The organism is Mesorhizobium sp. B1-1-1 (genome assembly GCF_006442955.1).
Classification (GTDB): domain Bacteria; phylum Pseudomonadota; class Alphaproteobacteria; order Rhizobiales; family Rhizobiaceae; genus Mesorhizobium.
Window position 1 is genome coordinate 1 of the sequence record NZ_VFWW01000019.1, and the last position, 23,371, is coordinate 23,371.

At 63.9% G+C, this 23,371-nt stretch carries 29 protein-coding genes; 14 read left to right on the top strand and 15 right to left on the bottom strand.

The genetic code is table 11. The features are described from left to right. Positions 1 to 173: 173 nt before the first annotated feature. Positions 174 to 395, bottom strand: coding sequence for a 50S ribosomal protein L31 (rpmE, locus tag FJ986_RS28750; RefSeq protein ID WP_006327661.1), 222 nt, complete (start codon positions 393 to 395; stop codon positions 174 to 176). A gap of 209 nt (positions 396 to 604) precedes the next feature. Between rpmE and FJ986_RS28755 the strand changes: the two genes are divergently transcribed. Further along, positions 605 to 2,404 (top strand): ABC transporter transmembrane domain-containing protein, encoded by a 1,800-nt coding sequence (locus FJ986_RS28755; RefSeq protein WP_140493152.1) that lies wholly within the window; start codon positions 605 to 607, stop codon positions 2,402 to 2,404. Between the two features lie 18 nt (positions 2,405 to 2,422). Here the strand turns inward: FJ986_RS28755 and FJ986_RS28760 are convergent, their stop codons facing one another. Continuing rightward, a complete protein-coding gene (locus FJ986_RS28760; RefSeq protein WP_140525040.1) occupies positions 2,423 to 3,910 on the bottom strand; it encodes a carboxypeptidase M32 in 1,488 nt (495 codons plus the stop codon). A gap of 142 nt (positions 3,911 to 4,052) precedes the next feature. Between FJ986_RS28760 and FJ986_RS28765 the strand changes: the two genes are divergently transcribed. Next, complete coding sequence (locus FJ986_RS28765) at positions 4,053 to 4,406, top strand: DUF1304 domain-containing protein (RefSeq protein ID WP_140493158.1); 354 nt, start codon at positions 4,053 to 4,055, stop codon at positions 4,404 to 4,406. 77 nt (positions 4,407 to 4,483) lie between these two features. Here the strand turns inward: FJ986_RS28765 and FJ986_RS28770 are convergent, their stop codons facing one another. From FJ986_RS28770 to FJ986_RS28815, 11 genes are all read right to left on the bottom strand, one after another. After that, positions 4,484 to 4,909, bottom strand: a complete 426-nt coding sequence (locus tag FJ986_RS28770) for a hypothetical protein (RefSeq protein WP_140493161.1) — start codon at positions 4,907 to 4,909, stop codon at positions 4,484 to 4,486. Positions 4,910 to 5,159: 250 nt separating this feature from the next. Further along, entirely contained in the window at positions 5,160 to 6,191 is a 1,032-nt protein-coding gene (locus FJ986_RS28775; RefSeq protein WP_140493164.1) for a peptidoglycan -binding protein, read from the bottom strand. A gap of 1 nt (position 6,192) precedes the next feature. Continuing rightward, a complete protein-coding gene (locus FJ986_RS28780) occupies positions 6,193 to 7,218 on the bottom strand; it encodes a MotA/TolQ/ExbB proton channel family protein (protein WP_140493167.1) in 1,026 nt (341 codons plus the stop codon). Positions 7,219 to 7,323: 105 nt separating this feature from the next. Next, on the bottom strand, positions 7,324 to 8,010 hold the full coding sequence (locus FJ986_RS28785; RefSeq protein ID WP_140493526.1) for a hemolysin III family protein: 687 nt from the start codon (positions 8,008 to 8,010) through the stop codon (positions 7,324 to 7,326). 124 nt (positions 8,011 to 8,134) lie between these two features. After that, entirely contained in the window at positions 8,135 to 8,935 is an 801-nt protein-coding gene (locus FJ986_RS28790; RefSeq protein WP_140493170.1) for an inositol monophosphatase family protein, read from the bottom strand. Positions 8,936 to 9,022: 87 nt separating this feature from the next. Beyond that, on the bottom strand, positions 9,023 to 9,589 hold the full coding sequence (gene efp, locus FJ986_RS28795) for an elongation factor P (RefSeq protein WP_140493174.1): 567 nt from the start codon (positions 9,587 to 9,589) through the stop codon (positions 9,023 to 9,025). Positions 9,590 to 9,701: 112 nt separating this feature from the next. Beyond that, the gene (locus FJ986_RS28800; protein WP_140525042.1) at positions 9,702 to 10,019 is read right to left on the bottom strand and encodes a UBP-type zinc finger domain-containing protein; all 318 of its coding nucleotides are present in this window, start codon (positions 10,017 to 10,019) and stop codon (positions 9,702 to 9,704) included. A gap of 1 nt (position 10,020) precedes the next feature. Then, positions 10,021 to 10,194, bottom strand: coding sequence for a hypothetical protein (locus tag FJ986_RS30615; protein ID WP_181165380.1), 174 nt, complete (start codon positions 10,192 to 10,194; stop codon positions 10,021 to 10,023). A 36-nt stretch (positions 10,195 to 10,230) separates the two neighbouring features. Continuing rightward, positions 10,231 to 11,271 carry a tetratricopeptide repeat protein gene (locus FJ986_RS28805; RefSeq protein ID WP_140517548.1) on the bottom strand — a complete coding sequence of 347 codons (1,041 nt, stop codon included), beginning with the start codon at positions 11,269 to 11,271 and terminating at the stop codon, positions 10,231 to 10,233. Position 11,272: 1 nt separating this feature from the next. Continuing rightward, positions 11,273 to 11,920: a thiamine phosphate synthase gene (locus FJ986_RS28810; protein ID WP_140566831.1), complete on the bottom strand. Its 648-nt coding sequence runs from the start codon at positions 11,918 to 11,920 to the stop codon at positions 11,273 to 11,275. 131 nt (positions 11,921 to 12,051) lie between these two features. After that, on the bottom strand, positions 12,052 to 12,957 hold the full coding sequence (locus FJ986_RS28815; protein ID WP_140676675.1) for a DMT family transporter: 906 nt from the start codon (positions 12,955 to 12,957) through the stop codon (positions 12,052 to 12,054). 131 nt (positions 12,958 to 13,088) lie between these two features. Here FJ986_RS28815 and FJ986_RS28820 point away from each other — a divergent pair, with 131 nt between their 5' ends. The 3 genes from FJ986_RS28820 to FJ986_RS28830 all read left to right on the top strand — a co-directional run bounded on the left by FJ986_RS28820 (position 13,089) and on the right by FJ986_RS28830 (position 15,232). Further along, the gene (locus FJ986_RS28820) at positions 13,089 to 13,529 is read left to right on the top strand and encodes an Lrp/AsnC family transcriptional regulator (protein WP_140525044.1); all 441 of its coding nucleotides are present in this window, start codon (positions 13,089 to 13,091) and stop codon (positions 13,527 to 13,529) included. A gap of 87 nt (positions 13,530 to 13,616) precedes the next feature. Then, on the top strand, positions 13,617 to 14,345 hold the full coding sequence (locus FJ986_RS28825) for a class I SAM-dependent methyltransferase (RefSeq protein ID WP_140676678.1): 729 nt from the start codon (positions 13,617 to 13,619) through the stop codon (positions 14,343 to 14,345). A 116-nt stretch (positions 14,346 to 14,461) separates the two neighbouring features. After that, a complete protein-coding gene (locus FJ986_RS28830) occupies positions 14,462 to 15,232 on the top strand; it encodes a sulfite exporter TauE/SafE family protein (protein WP_140493196.1) in 771 nt (256 codons plus the stop codon). Positions 15,233 to 15,253: 21 nt separating this feature from the next. Here the strand turns inward: FJ986_RS28830 and FJ986_RS28835 are convergent, their stop codons facing one another. Further along, positions 15,254 to 15,805: a DUF2269 family protein gene (locus FJ986_RS28835; protein ID WP_140628020.1), complete on the bottom strand. Its 552-nt coding sequence runs from the start codon at positions 15,803 to 15,805 to the stop codon at positions 15,254 to 15,256. A 326-nt stretch (positions 15,806 to 16,131) separates the two neighbouring features. Between FJ986_RS28835 and FJ986_RS28840 the strand changes: the two genes are divergently transcribed. From FJ986_RS28840 to ruvB, 7 genes are all read left to right on the top strand, one after another. Further along, positions 16,132 to 16,512 (top strand): cbb3-type cytochrome c oxidase subunit I, encoded by a 381-nt coding sequence (locus tag FJ986_RS28840; protein ID WP_140550847.1) that lies wholly within the window; start codon positions 16,132 to 16,134, stop codon positions 16,510 to 16,512. 383 nt (positions 16,513 to 16,895) lie between these two features. After that, positions 16,896 to 17,429: a DUF1465 family protein gene (locus FJ986_RS28845; protein ID WP_140525047.1), complete on the top strand. Its 534-nt coding sequence runs from the start codon at positions 16,896 to 16,898 to the stop codon at positions 17,427 to 17,429. A 92-nt stretch (positions 17,430 to 17,521) separates the two neighbouring features. Continuing rightward, entirely contained in the window at positions 17,522 to 18,031 is a 510-nt protein-coding gene (gene ruvC / locus FJ986_RS28850) for a crossover junction endodeoxyribonuclease RuvC (RefSeq protein ID WP_140628015.1), read from the top strand. A 55-nt stretch (positions 18,032 to 18,086) separates the two neighbouring features. Continuing rightward, a complete protein-coding gene (locus FJ986_RS28855) occupies positions 18,087 to 18,356 on the top strand; it encodes an AbrB/MazE/SpoVT family DNA-binding domain-containing protein (RefSeq protein WP_140493211.1) in 270 nt (89 codons plus the stop codon). Further along, positions 18,334 to 18,753, top strand: a complete 420-nt coding sequence (locus FJ986_RS28860) for a type II toxin-antitoxin system VapC family toxin (RefSeq protein ID WP_140493214.1) — start codon at positions 18,334 to 18,336, stop codon at positions 18,751 to 18,753. The genes FJ986_RS28855 and FJ986_RS28860 overlap by 23 nt, the downstream gene beginning before the upstream one ends. 27 nt (positions 18,754 to 18,780) lie before the next feature. Continuing rightward, on the top strand, positions 18,781 to 19,401 hold the full coding sequence (gene ruvA / locus FJ986_RS28865) for a Holliday junction branch migration protein RuvA (RefSeq protein WP_140676681.1): 621 nt from the start codon (positions 18,781 to 18,783) through the stop codon (positions 19,399 to 19,401). 43 nt (positions 19,402 to 19,444) lie between these two features. Further along, entirely contained in the window at positions 19,445 to 20,482 is a 1,038-nt protein-coding gene (ruvB, locus tag FJ986_RS28870; protein WP_140493220.1) for a Holliday junction branch migration DNA helicase RuvB, read from the top strand. A gap of 110 nt (positions 20,483 to 20,592) precedes the next feature. Here ruvB and FJ986_RS28875 read toward each other — a convergent pair whose 3' ends face one another. Beyond that, positions 20,593 to 21,861 carry a cellulase family glycosylhydrolase gene (locus tag FJ986_RS28875; RefSeq protein WP_140676684.1) on the bottom strand — a complete coding sequence of 423 codons (1,269 nt, stop codon included), beginning with the start codon at positions 21,859 to 21,861 and terminating at the stop codon, positions 20,593 to 20,595. 57 nt (positions 21,862 to 21,918) lie between these two features. On the opposite strand from FJ986_RS28875, the gene ybgC reads away from it, so the two are divergent. Both ybgC and tolQ read left to right on the top strand, forming a co-directional pair. Continuing rightward, on the top strand, positions 21,919 to 22,389 hold the full coding sequence (gene ybgC, locus FJ986_RS28880; RefSeq protein WP_140493226.1) for a tol-pal system-associated acyl-CoA thioesterase: 471 nt from the start codon (positions 21,919 to 21,921) through the stop codon (positions 22,387 to 22,389). 268 nt (positions 22,390 to 22,657) lie between these two features. Further along, positions 22,658 to 23,368, top strand: coding sequence for a protein TolQ (tolQ, locus tag FJ986_RS28885; protein ID WP_140493236.1), 711 nt, complete (start codon positions 22,658 to 22,660; stop codon positions 23,366 to 23,368). The last annotated feature ends 3 nt before the right edge of the window (positions 23,369 to 23,371 follow it).

Genomic DNA, 23,371 nt, shown 5'->3' on the forward strand with positions numbered 1-23,371 from the left:
ATGCACGTCCCTTCACGCTGGCGCTTGCCCCCACCCCGACCTTCGGTCCGACCTCCCACACGGGACCGACAAGGCGGAGGTGGGGGCAAGCGCCAGCGTGAAGGGACGTGCATTGGCCAACAAAAAACCCGCCACGGGGGCGGGTTCTCTGGTCTGCGAAAAGCTGATGAGGCCTAGAGGCCGAAACCTTCGAAGCGCTTCTTGAACTTCGACAGGCGGCCGCCGCGGTCGAGCAGGGTCTGCTGGCCGCCGGTCCAGGCCGGGTGCGTGGTCGGGTCGATGTCGAGGTTCATCGTATCGCCTTCCTTGCCCCAGGTCGAACGGGTCATGTACTCGGTGCCGTCGGTCATGACGACCTTGATGGTGTGGTAGTCGGGATGGATATCGGTCTTCATGGCTCGGTTCCTGGTTTGCCGGGCGCGGCTGACGGGCTGAAAGCCTGCGTCGATGCGCCCCTTTTTAAAACTCGAAGCCGCAGCTATTGAGGAGCCACGGCTTCTAAAACGGTCGGCGAGCCTATACATCAGCCGGAATTGAATCACAAGGCCGCGGCAAGCGCATATTGAGGCGCATAGCTGAAGGCGGCCAAGAGGAAAAGACCAGGATGGCGCAAACCAGCAGCGCAGACGAGCGCCGGCGCTCGCTCAAGCCGCTCAGGCGCCTGTTTCCCTACATCGGCCGCTACCGCACATTGGTGGCGGGCGCCGTCATCTCGCTGATCGTCGCGGCGGTGACGACGCTGGCGCTGCCGCTGGCGGTACGGCGCATGATCGATCATGGTTTCACGCCGTCCGGTTCCTCCTTCATCGCCGAATATTTCGCCGCGCTGGTGGCGATGGCCGCGCTGCTGGCGGCGGCATCGGCGGGCCGCTACTATTTCGTCATCACGCTCGGCGAGCGCGTCGTCGCCGATATCAGGCGCGATGTCTTTGCCCATGTGACGAAACTGTCGCCGGCCTTCTTCGACACTGCCCAGTCGGGCGAGATCGTGTCGCGGCTCGCCGCCGACACCACGCAGGTCAAATCGGCGGTCGGGGCGACCGCTTCGGTGGCGCTGCGCAATGTCATCCTTGGCCTCGGCGCGGTCGCGATGATGGTTTTCACCAGCCCGAAACTGTCCGGGCTGGTCATCGCAGCCATTCCAATCATCGTGCTGCCGCTGGTCGCCTTCGGCCGCTCGGTGCGGCGCAAGTCAAGGCAGGCGCAGGACACGCTGGCCGATGCCACCGCCTATGCCAGCGAGCAGATCGGCGCGGTGCGCACATTGCAGGCCTTCACCAATGAGACGCTGGTCACCGGGCGTTTTTCGGGTGCCGTCGAGGCTGCCTTCGAAGCCGCGCGCGCCTCGATCTTCGCGCGCTCGTTCCTCACCTTCTTCGCCATCTTCACGATTTTCTCCTCGGTCGTGGCGGTGCTGTGGTTCGGCTCGCGCGACGTGCTCGACGGCAATCTGTCGCCGGGCACGCTAGGCCAGTTCCTGCTCTATTCGGTATTCGCCGCCGGTGCGCTCGGCGCGCTATCGGAGGTCTGGGGCGAATTGGCCCAGGCAGCAGGTGCCGCCGAACGGCTGACCGAAATCCTGGCCGAGGAGCCGGCGATCGTGGCGCCTGCCAATCCCAGGCCGCTGCCGGTGGCGAGCAAGGGAGCGATCAGCTTCGAGGCCGTGTCCTTTTCCTACCCGGCCCGGCCCGACCGCGCCGCCGTCCACGGCCTGAGCTTCTCGGTCAAGCCTGGCGAGACGGTGGCGATCGTCGGTCCCTCGGGAGCGGGCAAGAGCACGGTGTTCTCGCTGATCCTGCGCTTCTACGATCCGGAGACCGGCAGGATCCTGATCGACGGCGTCGACATCCGCGAAGCCGACCCCCTTTCGATACGGCAGCGCATCGCCATCGTGCCGCAGGACGTCACCATCTTCGCGGCCAGCGCGCGCGACAATATCGGCTTCGGCCGGCCGGGCGCCAGCGAGTCAGAGATCGAAGCGGCGGCAAAGGACGCGCTGGCCGACGAATTCATCCTCAAGCTCGAGAAGGGCTATGACAGCCAGGTCGGCGAGCGCGGCGTGACGCTGTCGGGCGGGCAACGCCAGCGGGTGGCGATCGCCCGCGCCATCCTGCGCGACGCGCCGATCCTGTTGCTCGACGAGGCGACCTCGGCACTCGACGCCGAAAGCGAGACGCTGGTGCAAATGGCGCTGGAGCGGCTGATGCGGGGCCGCACCACGATCGTCATCGCGCACCGCCTGGCGACGGTGCTGAAGGCCGACCGCATCCTGGTGATGGATGGCGGCCGCATCGTCGAGGAAGGCACGCATCAGAGCCTGGTGACCAAGGGCGGCATCTATGCCCGGCTGGCCAAGCTGCAGTTCGAGACCGGCGCCAGCGCCTTCAGGGGCGCGGCTGAGTAGCGGCGACGCTGGGCGTGCTCACGCGGCTCCATACCGTTTGCGCAGGTGGTCGGTGAAATAGACGGCATTGAGCTTTTCACCGGTGGCGCGTTCGAGCAGGTCGGGCGTCGACCAGCGCGATCCGTGCGACCATATGTTCTTGCGGCGCCAATCGTTGATGGCACCGAAATTCCCCATGGCAAGATCGTCATCGGCCGACGGATGCTCCCGCGTCAGCGCCGCCCATTGCTGCGCCGCCATTATCGCGCCCAGCGTGTAGGAGGGAAAGTAGCCAAAGGCGGCAGCAGGCCAATGCACGTCCTGCATCGGCCCGTCCGCGGGGTTGTCGATGGTTGAGAGGCCGAGATAGTCGCGCATCCTGGCGTCCCAGGCCTCGGGCAGTTCGGCCACCTCGAGCCTGCCGGAGACGAGCTCCTGCTCCAGTTCATAGCGCAGGATGACATGCAGCGGATACGTCACCTCGTCGGCATCGACACGGATCAGGCCGCGCTCGACATGGTGGACATGCGGCAGGATGTCGTCGAGCGACCAGATTTCGCCGAGATGCTTTTCCACGACCGGCAATGCCCAACGCCAGAAGGCGGGATTGCGCCCGATCTGCTTTTCAACGAACAGACTCTGGCTTTCATGCACGGCCATGCCGCGCGCCTTGCCGAGCGGCCAGTGCGACCAGGCCTTCGGCAGGTTCTGCTCGTAGAGTGCGTGGCCGGTCTCGTGCAGCACGCCCATCAGCGCCGACAAGAAATCGGAAGTCTTGTAGCGGGTGGTGATGCGCACGTCGCTCGGCACACCGCCACAGAACGGATGGTGCGACACCGACAGCGAGCCGTGCGTCAGGTCGAAGCCGACCGCCGCCATCATGGCAAGGCCGAGTTCACGCTGCCTGTCGATCGCGTAGCTGCCCGCAAGCGGCTTCAGCGGATGCTTGCGCAGCCGCGCTTCCTGCGCCGCCAGCGCTTCCGGCACGAACCCCTTGAGGAAAGCCTTCAAGTCGGCGAACACCGGGGTGATGTCGGCGGTGCGGTTGCCGGGGTCGTATTGCTCCATCAGCGCGTCGTAGGGGGCGAGGCCGAGGATGTCGGCGCGCAGGGCCGCCTCTTCGCGCACCAGCGCCACCACGCCTTCAAGCGCCGGCAGGAAGCCCGCCCAGTCGTTCTTGGCCCGCAGGTCGCGCCACAGCTGCTCGCAGCGCATGCGGGCGGTCGTCTGGCGTTCGACGAATTCGACCGGCAGGCAGGTCAGGTTGGTGTATTGCCGCCGCAGTTCGGCCAGCGCCGCCCGCTGTTCATCGTCAAGCGCCTCGCCTTCGGCGGCGGCGATCCAGTCCGCTATTTCCGGCGCGGTCGCCCTGGTGTGGTACATGCCGGCAAGTGCCGCCATGGCCTCGGCGCGCTTCTCGCCGCCACCGACGGCCATGTGGGTCGCTTCATCGGCGCCGAGGATGGCCAGCGCGTGCTCCAGGGCTTCGAGCTTGTGGCCGAGGTCATCGAGTTTTTGAAAGGACATGGCGGCTTCCGTGATTGGGAAGGGCGAAAAAGATACCAACGCCGGCGCGTTTGCAACCCTCACGCGCCGTCCGGCAGATGCGCCTTGCGCTGGCGAGCCGACGCGTGAAATGCTGCCCGACGATACATCACGAGGGAATACGATGATCGGCAACATCCTGGTCGGGCTGGTGGCTTTGATCCATGTCTATATCGTCTATCTGGAGATGGTGCTCTGGGATACGCCGCGCGGGCACAAGGCATTCCGGCTGACGCCGGAATTCGCCAGCGCCTCGAAGGTGCTTGCCGCCAATCAGGGTCTCTATAACGGCTTTCTCGCCGCCGGCCTGATCTGGGCCCTCTACCTCGGCACGGCCGGTTTCCAGGTCAAGGTTTTCTTCCTGCTCTGCGTGGCCGTTGCCGGGCTCTACGGGGCGGCAACGGTCGGTCGCAAGATCCTGTTCGTGCAGGCCGCGCCGGCAGCGGCTGCCTTGGTAGCGGTCTGGCTCGGCTGGTGAGGAAAAGAGGCGCCTGCGGGATTGGGTCCCGTAGACGCCAGGTGGTCCCTTCCTTTTGGGCCGCGATCAGAATGGCCTCAGCCGTTCGGATAGTTCCCGCCGTCGGCGCCGTCGCCCATCAGGAAACCGCTACCGATGTCGACCCTCAGCCGCTGGTCGACATTGTCGAGACGGCGCAGCAGGTCATGATATTGTGCGGCCGGTATCCTGCCGTGATCCGACGAGGCTATCTTCTCCGCCGCCTGACCTATGCGAGCGGTGCGCATCTCCAGGCGCTCCGCCGCGGCCGGGGTGATGTTGTTGGCCTGTCTGGCGGTGATTATGCCCTGATGCACGCCTTGAACCTGTTCAATGAGAGCCTCGACACGCGGGCCGGTCATGTCGGTTGGGTCGGTCGCGTCGAGCGCGCCCTTGTGGTGACCCGCGGCGTAGGCGCCGGCAAGCGGGGCGGCGACAAGAATCGCGGCAAGGGTTGCAGTCTTGAGAGATGCTGAAGAGCGCATGACGGCGCCTCCTTTTGCTGCGGAAAAGAACGGCTCTGCCGTTCCGCTTCCGGACGATGCGGGCCGTCCAGTTCCGTCGCGTCGCGATGGGAGGCATCGCCGGCGGTTCTCGGCCCTGCGCAGCACGCTAGGAGCGCTTTGCGGCGAAGTGTAATTAAAAAAAGATAATCTTTTCAGGCCTTGCCGGTGCACAACTGCGCCCTAGAGTTGAGCCGGCGAACAAATTCGCGTGAGATCGCGTGATGATGGATCACCGTTCGGTGAGCTTCAGTTCGATCCGGCGGTTCTTGTTGCGCGCCTCTTCGGTGTCGGCGGGATCGAGCGGCTGGAACTCGCCGAAGCCGGCGGCGACCAGCCGGTTGGCCGGCACGCCGTTCTCGATCAGGAACTTCACCACGGAAGTGGAGCGCGCCGTCGACAGCTCCCAATTGTCGCGATACCGACCGGTGCCGGACAGCGGCTTGTTGTCGGTATGGCCGTCGACGCGCAGCACCCAGTTGATCTCCGGGGGAATCTCCTTCTGCAACTCGATGATGGCGTCGGCAAGTTTCTTCATCTCGACCTTGCCGGCATCGTTGATCACCTCCGAGCCGGTCGGAAACAACACTTCCGACTGGAAGACGAAGCGGTCGCCGACTATGCGGATGTTCTCGCGGTCGGCGAGGATTTCGCGCAGGCGGCCGAAGAAGTCGGAGCGGTAGCGGTTGAGTTCCTGCACGCGCTGCGCCAGCGCCACGTTGAGGCGGCGGCCAAGGTCGGCGATCTTGGTGTTGGAATCCCGGTCGCGGGCCTCGGAGACGTTGAGCGCGTCCTCGAGCGCGCCGATCTGCTTGCGCAAGGCCGCGATCTGCTGATTGAGGATCTCGACCTGGCTCAGCGCCTGCTGGCTGATCTGGCGCTGGCTGTCGAGCTCGCCCGTCAGCGCCGCCGCGCGCTGGTTGGCCGCATCACCGGCGCCCGCACCTTGCGCCAGCAGCTGCTGGAGCCGGCTCTTCTCCGCTTCGGCCGCCGACAGCGATGCCTGCAGATTGGCGAGCGAATCCTCCTTGTCCTGTGTCGTGGAACGCTCCAGCGCCAGAAGCTGCGTCAGTTCGTTGATCTGCGAATTGAGACGCGACAGCACGGCGTCCTTGCCGGAGATTTCGCGGCCGAGCAGGAACTGCGCCAGCACGAAGACGGTGAGCAGGAACATGATGGCCAGAAGCAGCGTCGACAACGCGTCGACGAAGCCCGGCCAATAGTCGATGCGGCGGTCGGCGCGCCGGCTCCTGGCGAGCGCCATGCTAGTGCACCCCGGTCTTCTTCAGGGCGTCGGCGATCTTTTCCAGCGTGTTGCGCATCGCCTTTTGTTCATCCGACTGTGCTTCGACCCAGTCGCGCATGATCTGCTGCTCGGAGCGCATGTTCTTGACCAGGCCGGAAATGCCGTCGGCGAGATTGGCCATGGCGGTGGCGACGCGCGGATTGGAGCCGCCGCCATTCTCCTGCATGCTGCGCAGCCGCTCCGACAGCAGGCGGATTTCATCGGAAGGCTCGGTCCGGACCGCGTCGGAGACGACGATGTCGGACGACAGGTCGGTGACCGAGGACAGCCAGTTCTCCAGTTCGGTGTAGAAGCGCGTCTGCGCGCGGCCGGCCTGCAGGTCGAGGAAACCGAGAACGAGCGAGCCGGACAGGCCGAACAGCGACGACGAGAAGGCCGTGCCCATGCCGGCGAGCGGCGCCGACAGCCCTTGCTTCAGCGAATCCAGCACAGCGGCGGCATCGCCCGTGCCGGGATCGAGCGACTCGATGGTCTCGCGGATGGAGCCGATCGTGTTCAGCAGGCCCCAGAAGGTGCCGAGCAGGCCAAGGAACACCAGGAGGCCGACGAGGTAGCGCGAGGTGTCGCGGCTTTCATCGAGCCGCGTGGCGATGGAGTCGAGCATGGTGCGCATCGAGCTGGTCGAAAACGCCATGCTCGACGAGCGGCCGATCATCGCCTTCATCGGCGCCAGCAGCACCGGTTCGGTGATCTCGGAACCGGCGCGGAAGGAGTTGACCCAGCGCACTTCGCGAAACAGCCGCCCGACCTGGACGAAGGCCAAAAGGATGCCGACGGCAAGCACGCCGATGATCAGGCCGTTGAGCCCGGGATTGGTGACGAAGGCGGTCGAGATCTGCCGTGTCAGGATCGCTGCGATGAAGGCGACGATGGCCAGGAAGATGACCATGGTCAGGAGAAAGACCTGCGGGCTCGACAATTTGTGTGGATCGTAGATCAGCACGTCGGAGCGCCTGCCCATGCCGAAGGATCTGAGAAAAGCCATCCGTGCCCCGTTTCCGATGCCGCTGCCGCCGATCACGTCGTCGGCGACTCTAAACGGAATTGTGACCAAATTGAATGGTGCTTGGCAATATTGCCGCCAGCAGTTTCAGAGACGGTTGATGACCAGGCAATCGACCATCGCCGCCAGATGCAGGCCTGCGCCGGTGACCACGAAACCATGCCACAGCGCGTTGTGGAAGCGCAGCCCCTTCCAGGCGAAGAAGATCACGCCGCAGGAATAGACGACGCCGCCGGCGACGATGAGCACGATCGCCGTCGTCGGCAAGGTAGCGACGAGCGGCTCGACCAGGACGATGCCGCTCCAGCCGATGGCGAGATAGAAGACGATCGCCAGCCGGTCGAAGCGGCCGGGGAAAAACACCTTTATGGCGATGCCGATAATGGCCGCGGTCCAGACCAGGACGATCATCCAGCCGGCCAGCGCCGAGCCGTCGAGCTGCGCGAGAAAGGGCGTGTAGGTGGCGGCGATGAGCAGATAGATCGCAGCGTGGTCGAAACGCCGCAAAATCCATTTCACCGGCGAAGTCACCGGCCATAGATTGTAGGTCAGCGACACCGAGAGCACGGTGAGCAGCGACACGACATAGAAGGCGGCGGCGATGTATTCGCCCGGTCCGACCCGAAAGGCGGCCAGCGCCAGCAGCGCCGAACCGGCCGCGATCGCCAGCACGATGCCGACGGCATGGACGATGCCGTCGGCGATCATCTCGGCACGCGAATAGTGCCATCGTCCGACAAAGGGGATCTCGATCTGCGGCGGCGTCTTGATCATCATCGTCCTGCGTCAACCCTATCTGGGCAAGCGCCGGACAGTATTTCAAGCTTTGTTTGCCGTTTTGCGACTGCGGCGCTTCAGCGCGGCGGGGATTTGATATTACTCCGCGCTTATTCCTGCTTCAGCGGGCAGCGAGCGGCTTTTTCACGGCCTTCAGGAGGGCGCGCTGGATGATCTCGTTGCCGGCGACGACCGAACCGTTGTCGAGCATGTCCTGGCCGCCGTCCATGTCGGAGGCGAACCCTCCTGCTTCACGGATCAGCAACAGGCCGGCTGCGATGTCCCAGGGCGACAGGCCGACTTCCCAGAATCCGTCCATGCGGCCGGCGGCGACGTAAGCGAGATCGAGCGAGGCCGAACCCAGGCGCCGGACGCCGGAAACCTCGGCCATGACATTGCGTAATTCGATCAGGAAATTGCCATGCTGGCCACGCCCCAGATGCGGCACCCCGCAGCCGATGACGGTGTCGATGAGCTTGGTGCGGCCGGCGACACGCAGGCGGCGGTCGTTCATGAAGGCGCCGCCGCCGCGCTCGGTCGTATAGAGCTCGTCCATGGCCGGATTGTAGATCACGCCGGCCACGATCTGGCCCTGGCGCTCGAGCGCGATCGAGACAGCGAAAAGCGGAATGCCGTGCAGGAAATTGGTGGTGCCGTCGAGCGGATCGACGATCCAGCGGTGCTGGCTGTCATCGCCGGCGATCGTGCCGCGCTCTTCCATCAGGAAGCCGTAACCGGGCCGCGCCTTCGACAGTTCGGCAAAGACAATATCCTCGGCCTTGCGGTCGGCCTGGCTGACATAGTCGCCCGGTCCCTTCATCGAGACCTGCAGGTTCTGGACCTCGCCGAAATCGCGCGACAGCGAGCGGCCGGCCTTCATTGCGGCCTGGACCATGACGTTGAGAAGGGCTGAGCGTGCCATCGTAACTCTTCCTGCTGCCCGCGCTTTAACCTTTGTCCTGATGCATGTCGGTGACCCGAAACCTGGGGCACCTCTGGGCGACATGCATCAGTCGGCGCGGCGCATATAAGTGATTTCATTGGTGTCGACGACGATGCGTTCCCCCGCGCCGATGAATGGCGGCACCAGCACGCGAATGCCGTTTTCCAGCACCGCGGGCTTGTAGGAAGAGGCCGCCGTCTGGCCCCTTACCACCGGGTCCGCTTCGGTGATGGTCAGCGTTACCTGGTCGGGGAGCGAAATGCCGATAGGCCTTTCCTCGTAGAGCTGGACCGTCACCATCATGCCGTCCTGCAGGAAAGCGGCGCGGTCTCCGACGAAGTCCTTCGCCAGCTCGAGCTGCTCGTAGCTCTCGGTGTCCATGAACACCAGGGCGTCGCCCTGCTCGTAGAGGAAGGAAAAATCCTTGAGATCGAGCCGGATCTGCTCGACCGTCTCTGCCGAACGGAAGCGCTCGTTCAGCTTTGTGCCGTTGATGAGGTTCTTCAATTCGACCTGGTTATAGGCGCCGCCCTTGCCCGGCTTGACCGTGTTGGTCTTGACGGCCACCCACAGGCCGCCATCGTGCTCGATGACGTAGCCGGGACGGATTTCGTTGCCGTTGATCTTGGCCATGATGATGTGATCCGGGAATGAGATGTTCGCAAGACAGCGATTTCGGGCCTCCAAGACCACAAATCGCCCGAAGAGGCAAGCTGGCGCTGATCGGGTGTCCCGTGGCGGCGGCTCAATCGAAGCGCACGATGGTGCCGCGTTGCGGCGTCTTGTCCTGCGAGAAATCGAGCATGACCTCGTCGACATAGCACCAGCCCCACGTCTCGGGCGGGTCGTAGGCCTCGATGACCGGATGGCCGGTCGCCCGGTAGTGGCCGGTGGCGTGACGGTTCGGAGAACTGTCACAGCAGCCGACATGGCCACAGGTGCGGCACAGCCGCAGATGCACCCACCAGGAACCGGTCTTCAGGCACTCCTCGCAACCTTCGGCGCTTGGCGTTACCTCGAGGATGAAGCTGCCATGCGTGCATCGTTTGTCGGGCGAAGCCATTTCATTGCCTCCTTGGAGAAGCGATGCCGCGATATAAACCCTCAACCGCTCTCATCGAAACCGCGGCGACCGCTTCGGTAATGATATCGAAGACTTTTGCCAGCCGACGGATCTGCGACGACCGCATGATAGCCATCTGCATGGAAAGATCGAGGTCACTTGCCTCGACGAGCATCGCGCGATGACTTCCGCTGGATTTCCGCTGATCGCGTCAGGGCAGGCGGTTTGCCTTCTGCAGTGCCTGCTTGGTCTGGTCGTCGCTCAATCCTTGCAGGAAATCGTCCATCTCGGGGTCGATGAGGCCGGCGCGGCGGGCGACGATGTACCAGGCGCCGGCAAGCACGAGGTCCGGCTCGGTGCCGATGCCTTGCATATAGAGTTTCGCCAGGCGGTTCTGGGCGGCGACATTGCCGCCTTCGGCGGCCTGCTTCATCCAGCCGAAGGCGGATTTCAAATCACGCCCGCCGCCGCGGCCCTCGATCATCCAGGTGGCGAGGTCGAGTTGCGCGGTGTCATAGTTTTGCCGCGCGGCCTGAGCCAGCAGGCGCCGGGCCTGGGCGTCGTCGCGCGATTTGCCGCCGACGCCGTTGGCATAGATCTGTGACATCGCATACTGGGCGTCGGCGAGGCCGGTCGCCGCGGCGCGCTCGTAATAGGTCACGGCCTTGGCGATGCCGGCGTCGCCGGGGTCCTGCTGGACCAGCATCTGCGCGAAATTGAATTGTGCCAGCCGGTTGCCCGCTTCGGCGGCGGCCTGCATCAGCGCATAGGCTTCCTTTTCGTCCTTTTTGACGTAGCGGCCGTCGAGCAGCATCAGCGCATATTGGAACTGCGATTCCGGCACCCCTTGCTCGGCGGCGGCTGCGTACCATTTCGCCGCTTCGGCCGCATTGAGGGGCACGCCCAGTCCGCGCGACAGGATCTCGGCCACCAGCGTCTGCGCCGCCGGGTCGCCGTTTTGCGCCCGCACCAGCGCGAGGTTGTAGGCGGTCTTGTAGAGTCCGCGCTGGAAAGCCCCGTAGGCCGCATCCGCCGGCTTGGCGCCGAAGCGGTCGGGATTGATCGCGTCGGCCGAAGGCAATGGCGCTGGCTCGGCGGTGGTGGCGGGCTGCGGCAACTGCTTTTCGATCGGCTTGTCGGTATGCACGCCGGCATCCGGCTTAGGGTGCGGCGAAGGAATCGTTTCGGCGGCAGCGGCCTGGATCATGACCGCAGCAAGCAGGGCCTGAAGGGGAAGCCTTGCCGAAGACACGTCAGTCCTCGAAACGCGGTGCGGTTTCGTCGAGCAGCGCATTGGCCCGCGCGATCGCCGCCTTGGGATCGACGCCGTCGGCGAACACCGCACTCGACAGGGCGACGAACTCGGCGCCCGTATCTGCGACGGTTTCGATCGAAGCGAGCTCCGATCCGGCCATGACAATGCAGGGGATCTGAATCATCTGCGCCCACCATTGTCCCAGCGCCAGGTTGCGCGGATGCGGATCGGGCTTGTTGTCGTAGCCGAAGCGGCCGAAGAAAATATAGTCGGGCCTGACTTCGCCGAGTTCGAGCGCGTCATCACGTGTCTTGGCGCCGCCGGCGCCGACCATCATTTTTGCCTGGAAATGCTCGACCGTCTCGGCGAGCTCGGCCTTGGAGACCTCGACATGAATGCCGTCGGCCTGGACACGCCCGGCGATGCGCGTATCGCCGGCAATGACGACCGCGATGCCGGCCGCCTGTGCCGCCGGTACGATTTCGGCGGCGAAGGCCTGGAAGGAAGCTTCGTCCATGTCGTTCTGCGGCAGGATGAGCGAGGCGACGTCGCCGCCCTCGAAGGCCGAGACGATACGGGCGGCCGGCACGCCAGATGGCGCGATCAGCACGATGCGGCAGCGATTGGGGGGCGTTGCGTCGTTCATGGTCTTCGATCCCGGGTTTCGCCTATGCCGGGCGAAGATGGTTGGATTGCGGCATAGAGCAAAGTGCCCGCTTTGAACAGGCGGGCAGGCGGGATCACTATTTTTGAGCGCCGAAGCGCCGGCGATTGGCGTTACTCGATCGGTTGCGCACCTGCCGCGGCAGGCCTTGGCTTCCACAATGTCCAGCCGAGATTCATGCCGGCGGCCGCGATCAGGATGGCGGCGGCGCCGACGAGTTGGCTGAGATGCAGGCGATGGCCGAATGCCGTGACGTCGACCAGGATCGCAACGATCGGGTAGATGAAGGACAGCGACCCCTGCAGGTGCGTCGGCAGCTTCTGGATGGCGCCGTACATCAGGATGTACATCAGACCGGTGTGGACGATGCCGAGCGTCGCCAGCATGGCCCAGCTCCTTGCGTCGGTCGGAAGATGCGAGAGATTGGCGAAGGGCGCCAGCATCAACACGCCGACGCAGACCTGGACGAGCGCGATGAGATGCGGCGGTGTGCCCTTGAGCTTCTTGGTGACGATGGCGGCGACGGCCCAGAAGAAGGCAGCGGCCAGCGCCATGACGATGCCGGCGAAATAGTTGGTGCCGATATCGCCGGCGTCAGGGGCGGCCTGGACGATCAGCACCATGCCGGCGAAGGCGATTGCCAGCCAAGTCGATTTCGTCAGGGTCAGCCGCTCGCCGAAGAAGAGCGCGCCGAAGCCGACCAGCATGAAAGGCTGGGTATTGTAGACAGCGGTGGCGATCGAGATCGACGCGCGCGAGAATGCACTAAACAGCAGCAGCCAGTTGACGACGATAGCGGCGCCACCGAGGGCCGCGATGGCGAAAACGCGAAGCGACAGCCTGTTGCGCAACAGGCCGAGGCCGGCGCAGATGAAGAGCAGCGTCACCGCGCCGAAAGCGCAGCGCCAGAACACCACATCCATGATAGGCTGGCCGGACAGGACGACGAACCATCCGATCGTTCCCAGGATCGCCATTGCGGCGGACATTTCGATCGTCCCACGTGCTGTATCGCTCACGACAAATCTCCAGATCATTGAGCGTGCATAATCTCATGCTGATCCTGGGCTTTCCATCCAATGAGAAAGGTGACATGCTAGTTTCGCCTATTTAAACATGGGCAAAGATCCGGAAATCCTGAGAATGTGAAATGCTTGACGATCTCGACCGACGTCTCCTCGAAATCCTGGTGAGGGATGCGCGGACTTCATTGAAGGAGCTGGCCGGCCAGGTCGGGCTGTCATCGCCGAGCGTTTCGGAGCGGCTGAGGCGGCTCGAGGAGCGCGGGGTTATCAGGGCTTTCACCGTCGAGATCGACCCGCTGGCGCTCGGCTATACATTGCAGGCGATCGTGCGCATCAAGCCGCTGCCGGGCAAGCTGCACATCGTCCAGAAGCTGATCGAGGAGATCCCTGAGTTCGGCGAATGCGACAAGGTCACGGGGGACGACTGCTTCGTGGCCAGGCTGTTCGTGCGCTCGATCGGCGACCTCGACGGTATCCTCGATCGCATCGCCGACAAGGCCGAGACCAGCACCGCCATCATCAAGGCGCAGCCGATCCGGCGGCGGCCGCCACCGCTCGGCGCATGACCGGTCGGCCTTTCTTGACTCTGCTTGGCGGTGGTGGAAATGCGTGGCGGCTCCGCCAGTCAGGCATATGAACAACGAGGAAAGAACATGGCGCAGAATGTCTACGATCAGCCGGATTTCTTCGCAGGCTACAGCCAGCTCGGCCGGTCCATCCAAGGGCTGGACGGCGCCGCCGAGTGGCCGGCGTTGCGCGCGATGCTTCCCGACCTCGGCGGCTTGCGAATCGTCGATCTTGGTTGCGGTTTCGGCTGGTTCTGCCGCTGGGCTCTTGAACACGGGGCCAAGGAGGTTCTGGGTCTCGATCTCTCGGAAAAGATGCTCGCCCGGGCGCGTGCCGCCGGCCCGGACGCCGGCATCGTCTACGAGCGCGCCGATCTCGACGAACTCAGCCTGCCGCGGACGGCTTTCGATCTCGCCTACAGCTCGCTTGCCCTGCACTATGTCAGCGATGCCGCACGGCTGTTCCAGACCGTGCACCGGTGCCTAGTCCCCGGCGGGCATTTCGTCTTCTCGACGGAGCATCCGATCTATATGGCGCCGACCCATCCCGGCTGGTCTGTCGATGCCGAAGGCCGCAAGACATGGCCCGTCGACCGGTATCTGGTGGAGGGACCGCGCAAGACAGACTGGCTGGCCAAGGGAGTTGTGAAACACCACCGCACCATCGGCACCACGTTCAACACGCTCATCCGGTGCGGCTTCACCATCGAGCATGTCGAGGAATTCCGTCCGACGGACGCGCAGATCGCGGCCAAGCCCGAACTGGCGGAAGAGCTCGAGCGGCCGATGTTCCTGCTGGTCTCGGCCCGGCGATAGGCAGAGCAGAATGGGCCGGCCTTGCTGTGGCGACGCCCACATTTGCTGTCGCTCCGCTCGGGAATCTGGGCTATTCAGGCGTTGACTCGCTTTCCCTCCAGACCAGTCCCTCCTCCATGTCAGGCCTGCTTTCCGATCCGTGGTTCTATGCGGCCGCCGTCCCGGCGGTCATTCTGGTCGGCCTGTCCAAGGGCGGATTTGGCGGCGCGGTCGGTTTCGTCGGCGTGCCGCTGATGGCGCTGACCATGCCGCCGGTGCAAGCGGCGGCCATCCTGCTGCCCATCCTATGCCTGATGGACATCGTTTCGGTATGGACATGGTGGGGCGTCTATAACAGGAAGATGCTGGTCGACATGATGCCCGGCGCGGTGATCGGTATCGGTCTCGGTTGGCTGACGGCCGCACTGGTCACCGAGGAGGCCGTGCGGCTGATCGTCGGCGCCGTCGCCATCATTTTCGTGCTGCGCTGGCTCTATCTGAAGTACCGCCACGGCGCCGATCATGCGGCGCAGCCCAACCGCGTCGCCGCGGCCCTCTGGGGCACGGTCGCCGGCTTCACCAGCTTCGTCGCCCATGTCGGCGGCCCGCCCTTTCAGGTCTACGCGCTGCCGATCCGGCTCGACCCGAAGGTGTTGTCCGGCACGGCGGCGATCTTCTTTGCCGCCACCAACGCGCTGAAGCTCGTTCCCTATTTCGCGCTCGGCCAGTTCGACAGCACCAATCTGACCGCGTCGGCGGTGCTGATGCCGCTGGCGCCGCTATCGACCATCGCCGGCGCCTGGCTGGTGCGCCGCATGCGTCCGGAGATCTTCTATCCCTTCACCTATGCGACGGTGGCCGTCGTCGCGGTGAAGCTTCTGTGGGACGGGATCGCCGGCCTGATGTAGCCGGGACCGTTTTCGCCTGCCTCAGGCGACGCTCGGCACCATGCGCCTTGGTCGGCCGAGCGCCAGGGTGGCGCCGGCCGCCAACACAAGCACCATGGCGGCAAGGACCGTGAAGTCGTGGATGGTCGGCTTCAACACCATGTCGGCGATGATGACCAGCATCACCGCATAGTCGAAGCGTGCCGCCGGCAGGATGCGCTGGCCATAGGCTAGGGCGGCCGGCGTCACGCCATCCCTGGCGATCATCGCGCCCATGCGATCGGCGCTCGGCTTGAAGACGAACATGCCGATTGAAAAGGTGGTGGCGTAGCCGGCAAGACCGATCAGGATCCACAGTTGCGAGAAGCCGACCCAGAACCAGCACATGATCAGTCCGAAGGCCAGCGTCAGTATCGACATCGGCGCGAAGAAGCGGTTTCCCAATTCGCCCGTGGCCCGCATTGCCTGCAGCGTTCCCTGGATGTTTCCCGAGCGGTCGGCAAGCGTCGCCAGCACCATCAGCGCGAAGCCGCCGCCGACCCACAGGGTCACCGAAAGTATGTGCAGCAATTTGACGATGGAATACCAATCCATGGCTTCTCCCCGGTGCCTGATGTAGCGAAGGAAGCGAGCCGTCGCCCGCCCGCCGCTTCGATGGCCAAGCGTGTATCGCCGCGCCTGTTTCGGAACGATGTCGTGAAAAAACCAGTTCTGTTTCAAGTGCCGGCTAACGTAAGGAGCCGCTGATATTGCGAGCGCGCCATCCGGTTTTCTGCTATTATGAGTGGCGTCCGGGGGCGCGACATCGTCCAGAAACAGTGCCGATGCTAGTGCGCCCGCGCCGGGAGCCCGGTGGCGAGAGCAATCGCCTGACGATCAACCCTTTCCCGAAAACGGGAAAGGCAACTTGGGGGAAAGATATGCAAGGGGTAGCACGGAATTTCTTTACGCTGGCCGTTATCTATGCGCTGTGCGGCATGGCGCTCGGCCTGTACATGGCGATCAGCCAGGACCATGGCCAGATGCCGACCCACGCCCATACGATGGTCGCTGGCTGGCTGATGTCGGCGGTCTTCGCCTTCTTCTATCATCTGTTTCCGGCGGTCGGACAGAAGACGGTTGCCGTCGTTCACTTCTGGCTGACCGCAATCAGCGGCATCGGCCTTTTGATCGGGCTCTACTTCCTGCTTGGCGGCAATGCCGCGATCGAACCGCTGGTGGCGGCGTCTTCGATGGGTTTCTACGCGGCCTTGCTGCTGTTTGCCTTCATCGCCTTGCCGGCGGTTTGGAAAACGGCCTGAGTCGAGGCCCGGCACATCCTTCAGGAACTGTGCTGTTACGGCACAGTGGCGCGGGGTTCGCTCAAAAAACATCGGCGCCGTTAAGGGTTCATTAAGCTTTACAGGCGTTTACTATGCGCATCCAGTGATCTGGATTCTTACCGAGTGGTTGGAGCCACTTTGTTTGACGCCTCCCTGTTAAACTCCTGAGAGCCGCCTTATCCGCGGCTCTTTTTTTGTCCGCTTTCCAGCGACACGGTCCGCACCGGATCACGTTAACCTTCTGTTAAACATGTGCTTGCCTTCACCCCGGACGAGGCGCATTTTCAAGCTTCAGTTATGTAGGGTTCCGGGTGTATCGGCAGTAAGCCGAATCGGCCGGTTGCAAGTGCAGGGGCGTATCGATGAACGAGCCTTCGAAGGGCAGCGCGAAAACCGTCAAGCTGGCGGAACGTCGGGTCTTTTCGCACTCCTTCAAACCGCTCTACCAGGAAGGCATGGGGCTGGTCGAACAGGCGGCGGAGTATCTCGACGGCAAGGGCCGGGCCGAGGCCAAGAAGCTGTCGCGGCTGGCGGCCACGCTCTATGCGGCCGAATCGATGCGGCTGACCACCAGGCTGATGCAGGTCGCCTCGTGGCTGCTTCTGCAGCGCGCCGCGAATTCCGGCGAGATGACCCGCGACCAGGTCGCATCGGAAAAGTCCAAGGTGCGCCTCGACACCGCCTCCGCCCATGACGAGGCGGCCGGCTGGGCCGAACTGCCCAAGGATTTCCTCGACCTCGTCAACCGGTCGCTGCGCCTGCAGGCACTGGTGCGCCGCATGGACGAGGAGATCTACGGCGCCGGTGCGGTGGTCGACATGCAGCCCTTGAGCCGCCGGCCCAATCCGGTCTCGGACCAGATCAGCCTGCTCAACACGGCTTTCGCCCGCAACTAGGGGGTTCGGAGCATTTCTGGCTCGGCGGGCTGCTGTTTCCGGTTTGTTCACATTTCGCTGGCATCGCTGTCTCCGGGAGGTAGAGTAACCGGATGGGGGACGCGATTCGCATCATCGGTATCGATCCGGGGCTAAGGCGCACCGGCTGGGGCATTGTCGAAAGCCTCGGCAATTCGCTGCGCTTCGTCGCGTCCGGCACGGTGCGTTCCGAAGACAAGGCGGCGCTGGCGACGCGGCTGTGCCAGCTGCATGACGGGTTGGCTGAAATCCTGCATACGGCCATGCCGCATGAGGCGGCCGTCGAACAGACCTTCGTCAACAAGGATGCGGTGGCGACGCTGAAGCTTGGCCAGGCGCGCGGCATCGCCATGCTGGTGCCGGCACGCGCCGGCCTGGTCGTTGCCGAATATGCACCCAATGCCGTCAAGAAGGCGGTGATCGGCGTCGGCCATGGCGACAAGAAGCAGATCCACATGATGGTGAAGGTGCTGCTGCCGAAAGCGACCTTCGACACCGAACATGCCGCCGACGCGCTCGCCATAGCCATTTGCCATGCGCATCACCGGCAAAGCGTCGCCTATCGGATGGCACTTGCCGGTTGACGATGTTCTTGACTTGTTCCCTTGTCTGTCGTAGGTAATACTTTGAGGTATTACCATGCGCGTCACCACCAAAGGCCAAGTCACGATCCCCAAACAGATAAGGGATCACCTGGGTATCCGCCCGGGCTCCGAGGTGGAATTCGTGGCCACCGATGAGGGTGCTCGGCTTGTGGCCGTCAACGAGAATCTCCCCGAGGAGGAGAAATTGCGCAGGTTCAGTAATGTCCTTGACCGGATGGAGGGGACGTTGGATCTGGGTGGCATGACGACCGACGAGTATATGGAGTGGCTGAGGGGGCCGCGTGAAGATCTCGACGTTGATTGACACAAATGTCCTGATCGACGTTTGGGGGCCGGCCGGACCGCTGACAAAATGGTCGGCGTCTGCAATCGCCTCATGCCGCCGCGACGGCGACTTGGTGGTCAATACGATCATCTGGTCTGAACTGGCGCCGCTGATCGCCTCGGAGGCAGCGCTTCGAAAAGCGGTCGACATGCTCGAGATCGATCGCGAGTTTCTGCCCTGGGATGCGGCCTTCCTTGCAGGTGTGACGCATTCCCGTTATCGCCGTGCTGGTGGAATCCGCGAACGAACCTTGCCGGACTTCTTTATTGGCGCTCATGCGACCGTTGCCGGACATCGTCTTTTGACGCGCGACGCCGCGCGTTATCGCAGTTATTTCCCGGACCTTGACATCATTTCTCCTGAAACGCACCCATGAGGGCCTATCTTCCATGAAAGATTTGGCATGATCGGCAAGCTCAAGGGTACGCTCGACGAGATCGACGAGGACCACTGCCTCGTCGACGTGCATGGCGTCGGCTACGTCGCCTACTGCTCGGCGCGGACGCTGGCCGCGCTGCCTTCGCCCGGCGAAGCGGTGGTGCTGTTCATCGAGACCTATGTGCGCGAGGACATGATCCGGCTCTACGGCTTCCAGTCGGTGCTGGAGCGCGAATGGTTCCGGCTGTTGATGAGCAATGTGCAGGGCGTCGGCGCCAAGGTGGCGCTGGCCATCCTGTCGACACTGGCGCCGGCCGATCTTGCCAACGCGATCGCGTTGCGCGACATCGCCATGGTTTCCCGGGCGCCGGGCGTCGGCAAGAAGGTGGCCGAGCGCATCGTTACCGAATTGAAAAACAAGGCGCCGGCCTATGCCGGTGCCGCGTCGGGCACGATCGGCTTGAAGCAGGAGCTCGGCGAAGGCGTGGCAGCCGCGCCGATCACAGACGCGGTCTCGGCCCTAGTCAATCTCGGCTATTCCCGCGACACCGCCGCCAATGCGGTGGCGGCGGCACTGAAGACGGCGGGCGAGGAGGCGGACGCGTCGAAGCTGATTCGCTTCGGGCTCAAGGAACTGGCGCGGTGAGCGCACGCTTGTCCGGTTCCCGGCCATATGCAAGGAAGGCGGCATGAGCCTTTCCCCCCGTCTGATCGCTCCGGAAAAACGCGGCGAGGATGCCGACCAGAGTTTGCGGCCCCAGACGCTTGACGATTTCGTCGGCCAGGCGGCGGTGCGGGCCAACCTCAAAGTGTTCATCGAGGCCGCCAAGGGGCGCAAGGAAGCGCTCGACCATGTGCTGTTCGTCGGGCCGCCAGGTCTAGGCAAGACGACGCTGGCGCAGATCATGGCGCGCGAGCTCGGCGTCAACTTCCGCTCAACCTCCGGACCGGTCATCGCCAAAGCCGGCGATCTCGCCGCACTCTTGACCAATCTCGAAGAAGGCGACGTCCTGTTCATCGACGAGATCCACAGGCTGAATCCTGCGGTGGAAGAGATCCTCTATCCGGCGATGGAGGATTTCCAGCTCGACCTGATCATCGGCGAGGGGCCGGCGGCGCGCTCGGTCAAGATCGACCTTGCCCGTTTCACCCTGGTCGCCGCCACCACGCGGCTCGGCCTGCTCACCAATCCGCTGCGCGACCGCTTCGGCATCCCGGTGCGGCTCAACTTCTACACGGTCGAGGAACTGGAGCAGATCGTGCGGCGCGGCGCACGCATCCTGCAAATGCCGCTCGGCGATGACGGCGCGCTGGAGATCGCGCGGCGCGCGCGAGGCACGCCGCGCATCGCCGGCCGGCTGTTGCGGCGCGTGCGCGATTTCGCTTCGGTCGCCGGCGATGGTCATGTGAACCGCTTGATCGCCGACGAGGCCTTGACCCGGCTGGAGGTCGACGCGCTCGGCCTCGATGCGCTCGACCGCCGGTATCTTTCGATGATCGCGCGCAATTTCGGCGGCGGGCCGGTCGGCATCGAGACGATCGCCGCCGGCCTGTCCGAGCCGCGCGATGCCATCGAGGACATCATCGAGCCCTATCTCATCCAGCAGGGTTTCATCCAGCGCACGCCGCGCGGCCGTGTGCTGACGGCCAATGCCTGGCGCCATCTCGGCCTCGACGCGCCGAAGGACCTGGCGCAACAGCAGATCAATTTGTTCCAGGAAGAATAGCGGCCCCAGCGGCGGCGTTCGGGCCGGCGATCAAGCGTCCGTAACCGCTTTGCGGCGTGCGACCGGAGATCTCGCTGATCGATCCCGGCGGCGGCGTGGAGCAACGGCGCTCAGTGAAGCGACCGGATTACGTCCAGCACATCGGGTTCGGCCTTTTCGCCGTTGAAAGCATCGACAATGCCGAAAGCGCCGCCGTAACTCCAGACCGACCAGGAGAAGCCATGCGCTTCGGCGCGCGCGATCATGTCCCGGACATAGGCGGCACGATAGCCGGCCGGCATCACATAGGGATTGCCGTATTCCTGGCGGATCATGCCGAACTCGCCCAGCGTGACGTTTTCCGGCCTGATGCGGTTGGCCTTCGCCCAGGCATCGACGGCCTTGAACGGGGCGTCCATGAGACCAAGCAGCTTGGCGTCGGTGTCCATGCTGGCTACCTGCTCGTCGAGATAGGCAAGCAGCCCGCCCTGCCGCGCCCAAGGTGCCTCGGCCTTGATCCTGGCGCGGATGGCGTCGAGCGTGACGTCGAGCTCAGCCGGCGGCACCGCGGTCAGCGGGTAGGGCAGGCCGGTCACATAGGGAATGAAATCGCCGGCCCAGGTCGCGCCCTGATGGGTAAGCAGGAACGGATCGTAGGAATGGAAGGTCCAGATGACGTTGTCGTCCGGGATCGCCATCGGATCGATTTTTTCCAGCGACGACGCCGCGGAATAGCAGGCCCCGGTCAGCACAAGCGTCAATCTCGTCGCCGAAGAACGCGCCGCGGCGAACAACCTCTGCTGGCGTTGCGGCCACAGGCTGGTGCCGTCGGCGTCGCAGTCGACGATCGGTTCGTTCATCGGTTCGAAGGCCACTTGCCCCGGATCTTCCCCGGCGAGCGTGTGCGCCATCTTGCGCACCACCTCGACATAGGCATCGAATGTCACCGGGTTGTTCATCACCTCGGCCATGCCGATCTTGCGCCCACTGCCGGCGGGGATCAGATGCATGTCGACGACAACCTTCAGGCCGGCGCGGTTGATCATGCGGACAGAGTCCAGCACGCTGGCATAGAGATCCTCGCGCAAGGCCATCGTATTTTCGGAAAGGAAGGGCGAAGGATCGACCGGCATGCGCAGGAAATCGAAGCCTGCATGCTTCAGAGCCTCGAGATCGTCGTCCTTGAGAAATTTGCGCCATTCCGGGTAGGGCAGGATGGCCTTGGCGTTGCCCCATTGGTCTTCGCCCGGCCAGGTCACCCACTGGTCGAGATTGAGCCCGCGCTTCATGGAGAAGGTCGCGGCTTGGCCCGGCCGGGCCAGAGCCATAACGACGAACAGAGCCATCACCACGAACAGCGCCGTCGCCAAGGTCTTGATCATCGCCGTCAACAGTGCCATCCGATGCCATGTCACGCGCGGCACAGGTGCCTTGCCGCGACTGAAAAAGGAAGCGCAATGGACGATCATGGTGAATCCGCGACCTTGCTGGCGGGGATTTCCGGTGCGCTGACGGCGTTCGGCCATCGGCTGATGGCGCGGGTCTACTATGCCGACACCGATTTCTCCGGCGTCGTCTACCACGCCCGCTATCTCGAATTCCTCGAGCGCGGCCGCTCCGACTATCTGAGGCTGAGCGGCGTCCACCACACCGAACTTGCCGATGGCAAGCATGGCGAAAGAATAGTCTGGGTGGTGCGTCGCATGGAGATCGACTTCCGCATCCCGGCCCGCATGGACGACATCCTGACGATCGACACCCGGACCGAGGAAATCTCCGGCGCGCGCATCTTCATGGCCCAGCAGCTCAAGCGCGGCGACGAGGTGCTGGTCGAGGCCAGGGTGGAGGCGGCGATCATCGGCGAGAATGGCCGGCCACGCCGCTTCCCCAGGGAGTGGATAGCAGCGTTCATACCCAAGGCGGGCTAAAAAGGTCGGCGTCGTCGGTATCGCCGGCGCCGGCTTGAAGCGCGGCAATGCGCCGCGTCTGGTGGACTAACCCATCCTTAACCATAACGGTTCATGAAGAGATTGGTGAAGATTGGCGCTATCCAGCGCCTTCCTTTCACCAACATTTGCCCCGAAAAGGCCGCGAAAGGCACGTTTTGGGGTTGTTCCGGTAGCTTCGCGCGAACCGACCACAAGGGATGCCAGGGGCCAGCCGCCAGCTTCGCCCGGAAATCTTAAGGACGTTACGATGGAAAATATCGCACTCGCCGAACCGGGCGCGCAATTGTCGATTTGGGCGCTGTTCATGCAGGCCAGCTGGGTGGTCAAGCTGGTCATGATCGGACTGCTCTGCGCCTCGGTCTGGACCTGGGCGATCATCGTCGACAAGCTCGTATCCTATGCCCGCATGCGGCTGGCGCTGAACCGGTTCGAGCAGGTGTTCTGGTCGGGGCAGTCGCTGGAGGAGCTTTACCGAACGTTGGCCGACCGCAAGACATCGGGCATGGGCGCCATCTTCGTCGCCGCCATGCGCGAGTGGAAGAAGAGTTTCGAAAAAGGCGCCAAGACGCCGCTCGGCTTGCAAACCCGCATCGACAAGGCGATGGACCTGGCGCTGACCCGCGAGATGGAGAAGCTCGAAGGCCGCCTCGGCTTCCTCGCAACCACGGGCTCGGCGGCCCCGTTCATCGGCCTGTTCGGCACCGTCATTGGCATCATGACGTCGTTCCAGGCGATCGCCGGCTCCAAGAACACCAGCCTGTCGGTGGTCGCGCCCGGCATCGCCGAGGCGCTGCTGGCGACCGCCATCGGCCTGCTCGCCGCCATTCCGGCCGTCATCGCCTACAACAAGCTGTCATCGGACGCGAGCAAGATCGCGGTGCGCATGGAAGGGTTCTCCGACGAGTTCTCCGCCATACTCTCGCGCCAAATCGATGAAAAAGTAGCGCCGAAGGCCTGAGGA